The following is a 14208-nucleotide window of genomic DNA, read 5'->3' as shown; positions in this document are numbered from 1 at the left end:
AAAGCCTCCCTGGTGAAATTAGCGCTGTGGAACCACCCGATCCCATCCCGAACTCGGAAGTGAAACGCAGCTGCGCCGATGGTAGTGTGGCTCAAGCCATGCGAGAGTAGGTCATCGCCAGGGTTTATACCCAAAACCCCGCTGCTCACGCAGCGGGGTTTTTCTTTGTGCGCAGGAAAATGCAGCTGCCGGAATGCACCGGTAGATCCACGCCATGCGTGGATACGTGCATGGGCCTGCGCAATGGACGTGTCGAGGTTGCCGGCCAGCACCCGGCACTACCGGTGATGGGGCCATGCAATGCATCCGGTGGTGGTATCGGTAGGTCCACGCCATGCGTGATGCGTGATGCGTGGTGTGGGCATGCGCACTGCGCGCGGCGTGGTTGCCGGCCAGCGGCCGGCACTACCAAAGGATCGATACCACCGGGTCCTGTGCCTCCCGTGATCCGTCACGCAGGACACATAAAAAAGACGGCGCCCTGCGGGCGCCGTCTTCACATGGCTCGTGTTGAAGGCCGGGATCAGGCGACCAGCGCCACGCCCTGTGACTCCTGCCGACGGAACACCGACACCGCATCATCCAGCGTTCCCGCCTGCGACTGCAGCTCGCGTGCTGCGGCAGTTGCTTCCTCCACCAGCGCAGCATTCTGCTGCGTGGCCTGGTCCATCTGCACCACGGTCTGGTTGATCTGCTCGATACCGATTGACTGCTCCTGCGACGCCGCGGATATCTCGCGCATCAGGTGGCTGACATTCTCGACACCCCCCACGATCCCCTGCATGCGTTGGCCGGCATCCGCCACCAGCTGGGCACCTTCGCCCACCTGGCGGCCGGCTTCGTCGATCAGCTTCTTGATCTCCTGGGCCGCCGCCGCCGAACGCTGCGCCAGAACCCGCACTTCACTGGCCACCACGGCGAAGCCTCGGCCCTGCTCGCCGGCGCGCGCCGCCTCCACGGCGGCATTCAGCGCCAGGATGTTGGTCTGGAACGCGATGCCGTCGATGACGCCGGTGATGTCGCCGATCCGCTTCGACGCGCCCTCGATGGCCTGCATGGTGTCGACCACCCGCCGCATGGCCAGGTTGCCGTCGCTGGCCGCGTCCTGCGTGGAGGACGCCAGCGCGCTGGCCTCCCGCGCATGGGCGGCGTTCTGGCGCACGGTGGCCGTCAGTTCCTCCATGGAGGCCGCGGTTTCCTGCAGATGCGCCGCCTGCCGCTCGCTGCGCTCGGACAACGCGCCGTTGCCGGCAGCGATCTCACCGGCCGCGGTACTGATCGACGATGCGCAGTCCTGGATGCGGCCGACCATGCGTGCCAGCTGTTCCGCCGTGGCATTGGCGTCGCGCTGGATGGCAGCGAAGGCGCCGTGATACTCGCCGTGCATGCGCCGATCCAGGTCGCCGTTGGCCAGTGCCGAGAGCATCTGCCGCACTTCGTCGATGGTGCGGCCCAGCGTATCCAGCAACTGGTTGATGCCACCGGTCAGGCCATCGAGGAAGCTCGCCCCTTCGGTGGCCTGCAGGCGCTGGTCGAGATCACCGGCGGCGGCGGCAGCGACGATGCCGGCCACGGCGTTCTCCAGCGTGAGTTCGTGGGTCCGATCATGCCACTCCACGGCAAAGCCCAGGCGCGCGCCCTGGTCGTCGAACACCGGTGTGACCACCTGCGCGAAGTGCACCGGGCCGATCTGCACCTTGCCGTTATGCGTGACCTGCAGGCCATTGAGGATGGCGCGGATGCGGTCCGGGTTGGCGTGGAAACGATGGATGCTGCTGCCCACCAGGCGTTCGGCGTCGAAATCGGGGAAGGCCTGTCGCAACGTTGCCTGCTGGTTGCGCAGCAGTGCTACCACCGAACGGTTCACATAGCGGATCACGTGGTCGTTGTCAGCGATCATCATCGCGGTGCGTGAGGCATCCAGCGCCTGGCGGATCTGCGCGTTCTCGGCATGCGCCGCCGCCTCGCGTCCGCGCTGGGCCTGCACGTGGCGCGCAGTGTCGGCCAGGGCGTGGGCCAGTGAACCCGGCGCATAGGCGCTGGTGTCGGCATGTGCACCAAGATCGGCGCCGGTGGCGATATCGCGTGCCAGCGCGGCAAGGCGACGCGGGCCATGCCCAAGTGTCTCGGTCTGCTGGCGAAGCCGCAGCGCGACCTGGCCGAGGAACAGGGTCAGGCCCGCGAACATGCCGGCCTGCAGCAGCGTCGGCCACACTGTGGCACCGCTCAGCAACGGGGCCAGCAGTGCGAGCGTGCCGACCCCACCGGCCAGCCACACCGGCAGCCGATCGCGGTGTCCCAGCAGCACGCCCAGCAACAGGGCAACCGGCAGTGCCGGTGACAGGCCGACGATCGCGCACACCAGCGCCAGTTGCAGTGACAACAGCGAGGCCAGGCCATTGCGGGCGAAGCCATGGCCAGCCTGGGATCCGCCCAGCCACGCCGCAGGCAGCACTGCAGCGGCAGCCAGCACGGCGGCCTGCACCTGTGGACCACGCAGGGCCAGCACCAGGCCAGCCAGGCCCAGTGCTGCGCTGCCGATCAGCAGGCGGCGATCAGCGCGGCGGGCGAGCTGCTGCAGGTGCGGCAGGCGAGCGGTATCGGGGGGACGGGAGAATGCAGCGGACATCGGCGACTCCTGGATCAGCAGACGACAGCGGCCATGCGGCGACGCACGCAGGAGTGCGTGGCCAGGGCATGGACCGGGAATTCGGGGAATGCGACGCAATCAACGTCGCGCAGACGGGGCGCCGTGACCACATCCTGTGGGTAACGGTGCAATGGAGCGGGCATGCGGACTTCCTTGCAGAACCAGACACACGCCGCAGGCCCGACCGGACCTGCGTGCTGCAGGCGCAGCGGCCCGCAACTGATGTATCGGCCGCAACTGCGCAGAGTGAAGTGCGCGGACGCCGCGACTCAGCCGGCGTTGTCGTTGCTGAAGAAGCGCAGGATCACCTCGGCGATCTGCGCCGGATCTTCCATGTGCAGGTGATGGTTGCCGGGAAACACCGCCAGACGGCCATCGCGCAGGTGCTGCAGGCGATCGCTGCGCATCGGCTCGGGATAGTAGGACTGCGCCGGCGTGGCATAGATCACCTGCGTCGGGCAGGCGATGGCCTGCAGCAGGTTGTCGATCTGGCCTTCGCTGAGACGGATCGCTGTAGGCAGCATCAGGCGCGGATCGCTGCACCAGCGGTAGCCACCCTCGACCGGTTCCACGCCGCGCTCGACCAGCAGCCGTGCACAGCGCTCGCTCAGCTGGTTGGTCATCATCCGTGCGCGGATCGGCGCGGCCAGGTCGGGGAACACGCGTAGTTGCTTGCGTGCCAGCCCACGCGTGGCATTCACGTGCTCGCGCAGGCGGTTGGCGGTGTCTTCTTCCGGACCGCGCAGGCCGCCGAGCGCTTCGATCGCCACCAACCGCTCCACGCGATCACTGACCGAGGCGGTGAGGCTGGCGATGCCGGCGCCCATCGAATGGCCGAGCAGGCTGAAACGGTCCCAGCCCAGCGCGTCGGCGACATCGAGTACGTGGCAGATCGCGGCGGCCGTGGTGTAGCTGGCACCGGCCGGCAGATGCGCGCTGTGGCCATGACCGGGCAGGTCGATGGCCACCAGCTGCAGCGAGGACAGGTGCGGGGCCAGTGGCACGAAGCTGGCGGCGTTGTCGAGCCAGCCATGCAGGGCCAGCACGCGTGGGCCGTCGCCGTGGTTGCAAAGGCCGGCGACGCGGGCGCCACCGACCTCGAGCTCAAGCGGCTGCAGGCTCATGCCAGCGAGGCCACGGCCAGTCGCGCCAGGGCGCGTGCGTGCTCCGGTTCGGCGTTGAGACAGGGGATGTAGCGCATTGTTGCGCCGCGCTCGGCCAGCGTCTCGGTGAAGCCCATCGCGACCTCTTCCAGCGTCTCCAGGCAGTCGGTGGCGAAGCCCGGGCAGACCACGTCGATCTGCTTCACGCCGGATTCGGCCAGCGCCCACAGGCTGGGTTCGGCATAGGGCTGCAGCCAGCGCTCGCGGCCAAACCGCGACTGGTAACCCATCTGCCACTCGTCCCTGCCCAGGCCCAGCGCGTTGGCAATGGCCTGTGCGCTGGCTTCGCAGCGCTGCGGATACGGATCGCCTGCATCGGCCAGGCGCTGCGGAATGCCATGGAAGGAGAACATCAGTGTCTGGCCACGACCGTGCTGTTCCCAGTAACGCCGGATCGAGCCGGCCACGGCCTCGACCCAGCCCGGATCGACCGAGTAATCGCGAACCAGGCTGACGGTTACACCCGGGTTCCGGCGCTGCCACGCATCGACCCGGTCTTCGACCGAGGCGGTGGTGGTGGTGGAATACTGCGGATACAGCGGCAGTACCACGATGCGGCGCGCGCCGTCGGCGGCCAGCCGGTCCAGCTCGCTGGCCAGCGCCGGTTCGCCGTAACGCATCGCGTGGCGCACAGTCAGGGTCGGCAGCAGGGCCTGCATGGCCTGCGCCAGCTGGCGCGTATGCACCATCAGCGGTGAGCCGTCGGGCAGCCAGACCTGGGCGTACTTGGCCGCCGAACGGCCGCTGCGCAGCGGCAGGATCAACCCGCGCAGCAGCGGCTGCCACAGCAGCGCCGGGATCGAGACCACGCGGGGGTCGGACAGGAATTCAGCCAGGTAACGGCGTACGGCGGGGGCCGTCGGCGTTTCGGGCGTGCCTAGGTTGACCGCCAGCACGGCGGTATCGGGTGCGTCGAGCATGGGCGGTATTGTCGCCGATCCGGTGCCGCGCCGGGATGCAGGGTTCGGATTGCAGGCATAGCGCGCATCAATGTGAGCAGGGAACGCTCATTGGAGATTCATGACAACACTACTAATTTCAGTCACTTGCTATATCTTCCTATGGACTGACTTCTGGAGCCTGCCATGCGTCGCCCGATCCAAGCCCTGCTGATCGCCGCCAGCCTGCTGTCCAGCCAGGCCATGGCCGGACCGCAGGAAGACCAGCGTGCCCGCAATGCCGTGCGCGTGCTGGCTGAAATCCAGGAAATCCCTGAACAGGGCATTCCGGACAAATTGCTCGACGAAGGCCGCGCGGTCATCGTCATTCCCGACACGATCAAGGCCGGTCTGGTCATCGGCGGTCGCCGTGGCCACGGCCTGATGTCGGTGCGCATGGCCAATGGCGCCTGGTCCAACCCGGTGTTCGTGAAGCTCACCGGGGGCAGCATCGGCTTCCAGGCCGGCGTGCAGTCTTCGGACGTGGTGCTGGTGTTCCGCAACGATCGCAGCCTGGACAACCTGGTCAACGGCAAGTTCACGCTGGGTGCCGACGCTGGCGTCGCCGCCGGTCCGGTGGGCCGCAACGCCGCCGCGGCCACCGACGGCCAGCTGAAGGCCGAGATCTGGTCGTGGTCGCGTGCCCGCGGCCTGTTCGCCGGTGTCGCCCTGGATGGTGCGGTGCTGCAGATCGACGACGCCGCCAACCTCGACGCCTACGGCAGCAACACCACGCCGCGGATGATCTTCGAAGGCCGCGCCGCCGGTTCGCCGTCGATGGACGTGGTCGCCTTCCGCGATCGCCTGGAAGAGGCCACCTACGCTGCGCGCAACAACCGCAGCGGCAACGGCGGCAACGCGCCGCGCCCGGCAGCGGCCCCGGCCGTCGCCCCGGCGCCTGTTCAGGCAGCGCCGGCCGCCCCAGCCGAGGCCACCACCGCGCCGCTGCAGAACGTGCCGCAGAACCCGCCGCCGCAGCAGCAGGGTTTCCAGCCGGTCAACGACGGCGAAATCCGCACGGAAACGCTGGGCGGAAACTGACTTTCGTCACGCGCGCCGGCTAACACCCGGTGCGCTATGCTCGACAGCCTGATCACTAACGTAACGAGCGTCTTTATGGGCAGTTTCAGCATCTGGCATTGGTTGGTCGTGCTGGCCATCGTCCTGCTGGTGTTCGGCACCAAGCGCCTGACCAGCGGCGCCAAGGACCTCGGTTCGGCGGTCAAGGAATTCAAGAAGGGCATGCGCGACGAAGACAAGCCGAACGCGCAGCTGGGCGATGAGTCGCGCAGCCAGGACGCCCCGCGCACCGCGCAGGACGAGCACGACCGCAACGCACGTTGATCCGGAGCGGTTGCGGTGTTCGATATCGGCTTCAGCGAACTGCTGGTGATTGCAGTGGTCGCCCTGGTGGTGCTCGGTCCCGAGCGCCTGCCCAAGGCGGCCCGCTTCGCCGGCCTGTGGGTGCGTCGTGCCCGCAATCAATGGGATTCGGTGAAACAGGAACTGGAGCGCGAACTGCAGGCCGAGGACATCAAGCGGCAGATGCAGGACGTGCGCCAGGGCATGCAGGACACCGAGAACCAGCTGCGCGCCAGCGGCGAAGCGATCCGTCGCGAAGCCCAGCAGGCACAGCAGCAGGGCGATGACCTGGTGCAGCAAGTCCGTGCACCGGCGCCAGCGGATCTGCCGCCGCACATGAGCGCCGCGCCCGATGCGGTTGAACCGATGCAGGACGGTGGTGCCGCCGAGCCGGCTTCGGCCGCGCCCGCTGAAGCCGGTACGCCGCCGCCAGCGCAGAGCACGGAGCGCCAGCCATGAGTGGACAGGATTTCGGCGAGAGCTCGCTGGTCGAACACCTGGTGGAACTGCGCGGCCGCCTGGTGCGCGCATTGCTGGGCCTGGGGGTGGCGCTGCTGGCGCTGCTGCCGTTCACCCAGAAGCTTTACAACGCATTGGCCGAACCGCTGGTCTCGCAGCTGCCCAATGGGCAGACGATGATCGCCACCAATCCGGCCGGTGCTTTCTTCGCGCCACTGAAGCTGACCTTCTTCGTCGCGTTGTTCGTGGCGGTGCCGTGGCTGCTGTACCAGCTGTGGGCGTTCGTCGCGCCGGGCCTTTACGCGCGCGAGAAGCGCCTGGCGGTGCCGCTGCTGGTGTCATCGGTGCTGCTGTTCTACACCGGCTGCGCCTTCGCCTATTTCCTGGTGCTGCCGGCGGTGTTCCACTTCCTCACCACCTTCAGCCCGGACGTGATCGCCATTACGCCGGATGCAAACGCCTATCTGGACTTCGTGCTGGCGATCTTCTTCGCCTTCGGCGGCAGTTTCGAACTGCCGGTGGCGATGGTGATCCTGGTGCTGCTGGGCTGGGTGACGCCGCAGCAGTTCAAGGAAGGCCGTGGCTACGCGATCGTCGGCATCTTCGTGGTGGCGGCGGTGCTGACCCCGCCGGACGTGGTGTCGCAGCTGATGCTGGCGATCCCGATGTGCCTGCTGTACGAGCTGGGCATCCACGCCGCACGCTGGCTGGTGCCATCGTCGGTAGTGAAGAAGCCCGCTGCATGATGCGGTAGCGGCGGGCCATGCCCGGCGTGCCGGGTTCGACGTGATGCCACCGCCGGGCATGGCCCGGCGCTACCGGTGGGACCGGTCAGGCGTGGAACACGTCGCTGGAGGTCGGCGTGGTCGGAATCGGCGGGGCTGCGCGGCTGCCGCGGTGCACGAACATCTGCTTCCAGGCGGCATAGACCGCGCCGACATACAGCGGCATCAGCACCGTGGTCAGCACCAGCTGGGCGATGAAGGCGGCGGCCAGCGGGCCACCGATCAGCATCGCGATCTGGATCACGATCACGAACAGGATGTACATGCAGAACGCGGCGATCAGGCCGAGTGCGGCGAACACGATCATCGCGCCGATGTTCTCGATGCAGCCCTGCAGGCTCAGGCGCAGCGCGTGCATGCCGCTCTGCTTGTCGAACACCACCAGCGCCGGCTGGGTGAACATCGCCAGCGACAGCGCGACCGCACTCAGGAACACCAGCAGCATCCACAGCGCGATGCGCTTGGCCGGCAGGTTGGCAACCAGCGCGGCGGCATCGTCCGGCTTGATCTGCTGGCCACTGCGGCTGATCTCTTCCATCTTGGTCATGACCTCGCTGAAGGCGGTGAAGCCCTCGCGGCCGATCATCAGGAACAGCAGCGCGCCCAGCAGCAGCACCGCCAGCACCTGGATGGCCAGCGGCACCAGCAGGTGACTGACACGGTGGTCGCGGATCGGCTGCAGCAGGTGCGAAGCCAGGCCCGGGCGGCCTTCGTCGATCTCGCCCACGGCATACAGCATGCCGCCGAACATGATCGGCGAGATGGCCAGCGTCATCAGCTGCACCGCCATGCCGGCGGCGCCGGGAATCAGCGTCGACAACAGCGTGACCACCCAGCTCACCAGCAGCCAGGTCAGGCCGATCCGGGCCAGCTGCAGCGGCGCACGCCGGTACAGGGAGAACGTATCCAGCAACCACTGGGCGCCCGCCGAAGCCGGCAGCTTGCGAATCTCTTTCATGGACATCCGGGAAGGACAGGAGGGGGCCGGGCGGCTGCCCGTGCCGCCGATTATCCCTGTTTTGCCATCGGCTGGGCTGAAGACAGCCGCGCCTGGCGGACGAAGCGCCGCAACAGCTGGCGGGCCAGCGGCGCGGCACTGACGGCGCGCTCGATGCTGCGGGCGCAGCCGCCATGGCGGCCGATGCAGTCGGCGCGGGCACGCACGTAGCCACGCATATGGTGGGTGGCGAACTCCGGATGGAACTGCACGCCCCAGGCCTGGCGCCCCCAGCGGAAGGCATGGCAGCCGTCCAGCGGCGAACGGGCCAGCACCTCGGCCCCGTCGGGCGCGCGCAGCACGGTCTGCAGATGGGTGGCGTGGGCGGCGAAATGCTGAGGCAGGCCTTGGAACAGCGGGTCCTGCGCGGCCTGCGGCTGCAGTTCCAGCTCGATCGTGCCGGACTCGCGGCCGGCCGGGTTGTAGGCCACCTCACCACCCAGCGCATGTGCCAGCAGCTGATGGCCGTAGCAGATGCCGAACACCGGCAGGTCGTCGTGGGCGGTCTGGCGCAGCCACGCGGCGCTGCGCTCGCTCCAGTCGGCATGGTCGGTGACGAAGGCGGCCGAGCCGGTCACCAGCACGCCGGCGAAGGCGTGCGGATCGGGCAGGGCGCCACCGTGCTCGACATCGACCACCACGGTCTCGTGTTCCTCCAGCCCGGCGGCGACGCGGATCCAGTGCGGGAAGCGCCCGTAGCGGCGCAGCGACGGCACCGGGCGGCCGGTTTCAAGGATCAGGAACGGGGCTGGGTTCATCCGGGGGCGGCAGGACTGACAGGACTTCCTCGATTGTAGTCAGCCCCTGCGCCACCTTTTCAAGCCCGGCCTGGCGCAGGGTTCGCAGCCCTTCAGTCCGCGCGGCACGGGTGAAACCGGCCAGGTCCATGTCGGCGCGGATCTGCCCGCGCAGCCGCGAACCCAATGGCAGCAACTCATACAGGCCGATACGGCCGAGGAATCCGGTGCGCCGGCACTCCAGGCAACCGACCGGCCGACAGGGCGTGGCGGCATCTGGATATGCGGCATGGCTATCAGCCAGCACCGCCCAATCGGCCGCGCCAAGGCTGTGCGGCTGCTTGCAGTGCGGGCACAGCGTACGCACAAGGCGCTGGGCGAGGATGCCGTTGAGGGTGCTGGCCAGCAGGTAGTGCGGCACGCCCAGGTCGAGCAGGCGGGTGACCGCCGATGGCGCGTCGTTGGTATGCAGGGTGGACAGCACCAGGTGCCCGGTCAACGAGGCCTGCACCGCCATCTGCGCGGTTTCCAGGTCGCGGATCTCACCGATCATGATGATGTCCGGGTCCTGCCGCAGCAGGGTGCGCACGCCGCTGGCGAAGTCCAGGTCGATGTTGGTCTGCACCTGCATCTGGTTGAACTCGGGCGCGATCATCTCGATCGGGTCTTCCACCGTGCATACGTTCACGTCCGGGGTGGCCAGCCGCTTCAGCGTGGAATACAGGGTGGTGGTCTTGCCCGAGCCGGTCGGGCCGGTGACCAGCACGATGCCGTGCGGGCGCTCGACCAGCGCATTCCAGCCAGCGGCTTCCTGCGGGCTGAAACCGAGCTGGTCGATGCTCTTGAAGGCCGCGTCCGGGTCGAAGATGCGCATCACGCACTTCTCGCCGAAGGCGGTGGGCATGGTCGACAGGCGCATTTCGACCTCGCGGCCCCCCGGCGAGCGGGTCTTGATGCGGCCATCCTGCGGACGCCGGCGCTCGGCCAGGTCCATGCGGCCCAGCACTTTGATACGGCTGACCACCGCCGTCATCACCGCCGGCGGCACTTCGAACACCTTGTGCAGCACGCCGTCGATGCGGAAGCGCATGCGTCCCATCTCGCGGCGTGGCTCCAGGTGGATGTCCGAGGCGCGCTGTTCGTAGGCGTACTGCAGCAGCCAGTCGACGATGTGCACGATGTGCTGGTCGTCGGCATTCACGTCGCCGGTGCGGCCCAGCTCGACCAGCTGCTCGAAGCTGGGCAGGGTGGTGCTGGCCTCGCCGCGCACATCGCCACGGGCGCCGCGCACCGAGCGCGTCACCCCGTAGAACTCCATGGTGTAGCGATGCAGGTCCAGTGGATTGACCACCGCCAGCTCAATGCGGCGGCGGGTCAGGTGCTGCAGGTCACGACGCCATTCCTGCACCAGCGGCTCGCTGGTGGCCACCAGCACGCGCTCGGCGTCCACTGCCAATGGCAGGAAGCGGTGGCGGCGGGCGTAGGCATGCGACACCAGCGCGGTGACCGCGGCGACGTCCACACGGGTCGGATCGATGCGCAGGTAGCGGCTGCCGGTGCGCTGCGCCAGCCACTCGGTCAGGCGTTCCAGGGTCAGTTCGCCGCCGCCGGTGGCGGCCAGCTTGAGGTTGGACAGCAGTACCAGCGGATGCACTTCACTGGCGTTGCGCGCGCCCTGTGCGGAAAACCGCATGCGCTCGCGGTCCTGCTCGGCCACCAGTCCATCGGCGGCCAGGGCCGCGGCAATCTGCTCGAAATGCAGCCGTCCCCAGGGCAGCGGGACGCCGCCCGCCTCGCCGGGCGTGCCTGCCGGCAGCCGATGTTCCATCTGCCTGCTCCTCCCGGGTACGGAATGCCCCGCAGGTCGGCCGTTATACTAGCGCACCCCCTTGCCGGCCAAGACTCGTACGCATGTCCGCGACCCCGACCGTTCCGATCACCTTCCAGGGCCTGATCCAGACCCTGAACCAGTTCTGGGCCCAGCAGGGCTGCGTGCTCATCCAGCCGCTCGACCTGGAGGTGGGCGCCGGTACCTTCCACCCGGCCACCTTCCTGCGTGCGATCGGTCCGGAAGGCTGGAACGCGGCCTACGTGCAGCCCTCGCGCCGCCCGACCGACGGCCGCTACGGCGAGAATCCGAACCGCCTGCAGCGCTACTACCAGTACCAGGTGGCGATGAAGCCGGCGCCGGACAACATCCAGCAGCTGTACCTGGATTCGCTGAAGGCGCTGGGCATCGACCCGCTGGTGCACGACCTGCGCTTCGTCGAGGACAACTGGGAATCGCCGACGCTGGGTGCCTGGGGCCTGGGCTGGGAAGTCTGGCTCAACGGCATGGAGGTGACCCAGTTCACCTACTTCCAGCAGGCCGGTGGCCTGGAGTGCCGCCCGGTGCTGGGCGAGATCACCTACGGTCTCGAGCGCCTGTGCATGTACCTGCAGAACTGCGACAACGTCTACGACCTGGTCTGGACCTACGGCCCGGACGGCCAGCCGGTGACCTACGGCGACGTCTACCACCAGAACGAGGTGGAGCAGAGCACCTACAACTTCGAATACGCCGACGTGGAAGAACTGTTCCACCGCTTCGACGCCTGCGAGCGCGAAGCGCAGAAGCTGGTGGAAGTGAACCTGCCGCTGCCGGCCTATGAGCAGGTGATGAAGGCCAGCCATACCTTCAACCTGCTCGATGCACGCCGTGCGATCAGCGTGACCGAGCGCCAGCGCTACATCCTGCGCGTGCGCGCGCTGGCCCAGGCGGTGGCCAAGGCCTACTACGAGCAGCGCGAGAAGCTGGGCTTCCCGGGCGCGAAGAAGGCCTGACGGCCGCTCCCTCCCTCTCTCAACTTCCGGGGCGCCGGACGCGTTGCGCGCTGCGCCCCCACAACAGGATCGAACCGATGAGCCAACTGTCCCCCCTGCTGATTGAACTGGGCACCGAGGAGCTGCCGGTCAAGGCGCTGCCGGGCCTGGCCCAGGCGTTCTTCGACGGTGTCGTCGAAGGCCTGCGCAAGCGCGGCGTCGCGCTGGAACTGGGCGATGCACGCCCGCTGTCGACCCCGCGCCGACTGGCCGTGCTGCTGCCGGGCGTCGGCCTGGAACAGCCGGAACAGCACAGCGAAGTGCTGGGCCCATACCTGAACATCGCGCTGGACGCCGAAGGCCAGCCGACCAAGGCCCTGCAGGGCTTCGCCGCCAAGGCCGGGATCGACTGGACCGCGCTGGAGAAGACCACCGACAACAAGGGTGAGCGCTTCGTGCACCGCGCGGTGACCCCGGGCGCGAGCACCGCCAGCCTGCTGCCGGAGATCCTGCGCGAGGCGATCGCGGCGATGCCGATTCCCAAGCCGATGCGCTGGGGCGACCACGCCTGGGGCTTCGCCCGCCCGGCGCACTGGCTGGTGCTGCTGCACGGCGCCAACGTGGTCGAAGCCGAACTGTTCGGCCTGCAGGCTGGCCGTGCAAGCCGTGGCCATCGCTTCCACCACGACCAGACCGTGTCGCTGGCGCAGCCGCAGGACTACGTTGAAGCGCTGCGCGCTGCGTTCGTGCTGGTCGACCCGAGCGAGCGCCGCGCGCGCATCGTCGCCGAGGTCGAGGCTGCCGCGGCCAAGGCCGGTGGCAGCGCCCGCATCACCGACGACAACCTGGAGCAGGTGGTGAACCTGGTCGAGTGGCCGTCGGCGGTGCTGTGCAGCTTCGAGCGCGCGTTCCTGGCGGTGCCGCAGGAGGCGCTGATCGAGACGATGGAGATCAACCAGAAGTTCTTCCCGGTGCTGGATGCCGCAGGCACGCTGACCGAGAAGTTCATCGGCATCGCCAACATCGAATCGAAGGACGTGGCAGAAGTGGCCAAGGGCTACGAGCGCGTGATCCGCCCGCGCTTCGCTGATGCCAAGTTCTTCTTCGACGAGGACCTGAAGCAGGGCCTGGCGTCGATGGGCGACGGCCTGAAGACGGTGACCTACCAGGCCAAGCTGGGCAGCGTGGCCGACAAGGTGGCGCGCGTGGCTGCACTGGCCGAAGTGATCGCGCCGCAGGTCGGCGCCGATCCGGCGCAGGCCAGGCGGGCTGCCGAGCTGGCCAAGAACGACCTGCAGTCGCGCATGGTCAATGAATTCCCGGAACTGCAGGGTATCGCCGGCCGCCATTACGCCGCGGCCGGTGGTGAATCGGCCGAGGTGGCACTGGCCATCGACGAGGCCTACCAGCCGCGCTTCGGCGGCGACGACATCGCACTGTCGCCGCTGGGCAAGGTGCTGGCGATTGCTGAACGCGTGGACACCCTGGCCGGCGGCTTCGCCGCAGGCCTGAAGCCGACCGGCAACAAGGATCCGTTCGCCCTGCGCCGCAACGCGCTGGGCCTGGCCCGCTCGATCATCGAAAGCGGCTTCGAGCTGGACCTGCGCGCGCTGCTGGCCAGCGCCAATGCCGGCCTGGCGGCGCGCAACGTGCAGGCCGATGTCGGCGAGCTGTACGACTTCATCCTCGACCGCCTGAAGGGCTACTACGGCGACAAGGGCGTGCCGGCCACGCACTTCAACGCGGTGGCCGAGCTGAAGCCGGTCTCGCTGTACGACTTCGACCGCCGCCTGGATGCCATCGCCACCTTCGCCGCGCTGCCGGAAGCCGAAGCGCTGGCTGCGGCCAACAAGCGCATCCGCAACATCCTGCGCAAGGTCGAGGGCGACATCCCGGCCCAGATCGACTCCGCGCTGCTGCAGGAAGACGCCGAGCGCGCGCTGGCCGAAGCGGTCACCGCAGCCATCGACGACACCGGCGCCAGCCTGCAGCACAAGGACTACGTGGCCGTGCTGGCGCGCCTGGCGCGCCTGCGACCGCAGGTCGACGCGTTCTTCGATGGCGTGATGGTCAACGCGGAAGATCCGGCGCTGCGTGGCAACCGCCTGGCGTTGCTGATGATGCTGGGCGAACGCCTGGGCAAGGTGGCAGCGATCGAGCACCTGTCGAGCTGACGGGCAGCTGCCATCCACGCATGGCGTGGATCTACTGGCATTGACCCATCGGTAGCGCCGGGCCACGCCCGGCGTCACCGAACAATGTCCATCGGGGTCATTTCCGGCATCGCGCACGATGCCGTCTTCCTCGCCTGCGAT

Annotated in this window: 12 protein-coding genes and 1 rRNA gene; 7 read left to right on the top strand and 6 right to left on the bottom strand. The window is 68.2% G+C overall.

The annotated features are described in order from the left end of the window. Nucleotides 1-8 precede the first annotated feature (8 nt). Nucleotides 9-123: ribosomal RNA gene (rrf, locus tag QRO91_RS13050) — 5S ribosomal RNA — on the top strand. 400 nt (nucleotides 124-523) lie between these two features. Here rrf and QRO91_RS13045 read toward each other — a convergent pair. The 3 genes from QRO91_RS13045 to hemH form a co-directional block, all read right to left on the bottom strand. After that, nucleotides 524-2629, bottom strand: coding sequence for a methyl-accepting chemotaxis protein (locus QRO91_RS13045; RefSeq protein ID WP_049430282.1), 2106 nt, complete (start codon nucleotides 2627-2629; stop codon nucleotides 524-526). A gap of 290 nt (nucleotides 2630-2919) precedes the next feature. Next, a complete protein-coding gene (locus tag QRO91_RS13040; protein WP_049430281.1) occupies nucleotides 2920-3774 on the bottom strand; it encodes an alpha/beta fold hydrolase in 855 nt (284 codons plus the stop codon). Further along, complete coding sequence (gene hemH, locus QRO91_RS13035) at nucleotides 3771-4733, bottom strand: ferrochelatase (protein WP_049430280.1); 963 nt, start codon at nucleotides 4731-4733, stop codon at nucleotides 3771-3773. The genes QRO91_RS13040 and hemH overlap by 4 nt, the downstream gene beginning before the upstream one ends. Before the next feature lie 165 nt (nucleotides 4734-4898). Here hemH and QRO91_RS13030 point away from each other — a divergent pair, with 165 nt between their 5' ends. The 4 genes from QRO91_RS13030 to tatC all read left to right on the top strand — a co-directional run bounded on the left by QRO91_RS13030 (nucleotide 4899) and on the right by tatC (nucleotide 7318). Next, nucleotides 4899-5792: a YSC84-related protein gene (locus QRO91_RS13030; protein WP_049430279.1), complete on the top strand. Its 894-nt coding sequence runs from the start codon at nucleotides 4899-4901 to the stop codon at nucleotides 5790-5792. 75 nt (nucleotides 5793-5867) lie between these two features. Beyond that, entirely contained in the window at nucleotides 5868-6095 is a 228-nt protein-coding gene (tatA, locus tag QRO91_RS13025) for a Sec-independent protein translocase subunit TatA (RefSeq protein ID WP_049430278.1), read from the top strand. A gap of 15 nt (nucleotides 6096-6110) precedes the next feature. After that, entirely contained in the window at nucleotides 6111-6572 is a 462-nt protein-coding gene (gene tatB / locus QRO91_RS13020; RefSeq protein WP_049430276.1) for a Sec-independent protein translocase protein TatB, read from the top strand. Further along, nucleotides 6569-7318, top strand: coding sequence for a twin-arginine translocase subunit TatC (gene tatC / locus QRO91_RS13015; protein WP_049430274.1), 750 nt, complete (start codon nucleotides 6569-6571; stop codon nucleotides 7316-7318). Before tatB ends, tatC begins: the two co-directional genes overlap by 4 nt. An 85-nt stretch (nucleotides 7319-7403) precedes the next feature. Here the strand turns inward: tatC and QRO91_RS13010 are convergent, their stop codons facing one another. From QRO91_RS13010 to QRO91_RS13000, 3 genes are read right to left on the bottom strand one after another with little or no spacing between them, the layout of a single operon-like run. Beyond that, on the bottom strand, nucleotides 7404-8315 hold the full coding sequence (locus tag QRO91_RS13010) for a BPSS1780 family membrane protein (RefSeq protein WP_005411674.1): 912 nt from the start codon (nucleotides 8313-8315) through the stop codon (nucleotides 7404-7406). A 50-nt stretch (nucleotides 8316-8365) separates the two neighbouring features. Continuing rightward, a complete protein-coding gene (locus QRO91_RS13005) occupies nucleotides 8366-9112 on the bottom strand; it encodes a glutamine amidotransferase (RefSeq protein ID WP_049430273.1) in 747 nt (248 codons plus the stop codon). Then, nucleotides 9084-10919 (bottom strand): GspE/PulE family protein, encoded by a 1836-nt coding sequence (locus QRO91_RS13000; protein WP_100443728.1) that lies wholly within the window; start codon nucleotides 10917-10919, stop codon nucleotides 9084-9086. The genes QRO91_RS13005 and QRO91_RS13000 overlap by 29 nt, the downstream gene beginning before the upstream one ends. Before the next feature lie 83 nt (nucleotides 10920-11002). Here QRO91_RS13000 and glyQ point away from each other — a divergent pair, with 83 nt between their 5' ends. Further along, complete coding sequence (glyQ, locus tag QRO91_RS12995; RefSeq protein WP_049430272.1) at nucleotides 11003-11914, top strand: glycine--tRNA ligase subunit alpha; 912 nt, start codon at nucleotides 11003-11005, stop codon at nucleotides 11912-11914. Nucleotides 11915-11991: 77 nt separating this feature from the next. Beyond that, nucleotides 11992-14067 (top strand): glycine--tRNA ligase subunit beta, encoded by a 2076-nt coding sequence (gene glyS / locus QRO91_RS12990; protein WP_049430270.1) that lies wholly within the window; start codon nucleotides 11992-11994, stop codon nucleotides 14065-14067. Nucleotides 14068-14208 lie beyond the last annotated feature (141 nt).

The sequence above is a fragment of the Stenotrophomonas maltophilia group sp. Smal32 genome (assembly GCF_030237085.1).
Lineage (GTDB): Bacteria > Pseudomonadota > Gammaproteobacteria > Xanthomonadales > Xanthomonadaceae > Stenotrophomonas > Stenotrophomonas maltophilia_Q.
Note: the sequence above shows the minus strand (reverse complement) of the source record. Positions and strands in the feature narration are given on the sequence as shown.

Coding starts and splice junctions, on each gene's coding strand:
- QRO91_RS13045 (WP_049430282.1), bottom strand. CDS start 2,629: ATGTCCGCTGCATTCTCCCGTCCCCCCGATACCGCTCGCCTGCCGCAC.
- QRO91_RS13040 (WP_049430281.1), bottom strand. CDS start 3,774: ATGAGCCTGCAGCCGCTTGAGCTCGAGGTCGGTGGCGCCCGCGTCGCC.
- hemH (WP_049430280.1), bottom strand. CDS start 4,733: ATGCTCGACGCACCCGATACCGCCGTGCTGGCGGTCAACCTAGGCACG.
- QRO91_RS13030 (WP_049430279.1), top strand. CDS start 4,899: ATGCGTCGCCCGATCCAAGCCCTGCTGATCGCCGCCAGCCTGCTGTCC.
- tatA (WP_049430278.1), top strand. CDS start 5,868: ATGGGCAGTTTCAGCATCTGGCATTGGTTGGTCGTGCTGGCCATCGTC.
- tatC (WP_049430274.1), top strand. CDS start 6,569: ATGAGTGGACAGGATTTCGGCGAGAGCTCGCTGGTCGAACACCTGGTG.
- QRO91_RS13010 (WP_005411674.1), bottom strand. CDS start 8,315: ATGAAAGAGATTCGCAAGCTGCCGGCTTCGGCGGGCGCCCAGTGGTTG.
- QRO91_RS13005 (WP_049430273.1), bottom strand. CDS start 9,112: ATGAACCCAGCCCCGTTCCTGATCCTTGAAACCGGCCGCCCGGTGCCG.
- QRO91_RS13000 (WP_100443728.1), bottom strand. CDS start 10,919: ATGGAACATCGGCTGCCGGCAGGCACGCCCGGCGAGGCGGGCGGCGTC.
- glyQ (WP_049430272.1), top strand. CDS start 11,003: ATGTCCGCGACCCCGACCGTTCCGATCACCTTCCAGGGCCTGATCCAG.
- glyS (WP_049430270.1), top strand. CDS start 11,992: ATGAGCCAACTGTCCCCCCTGCTGATTGAACTGGGCACCGAGGAGCTG.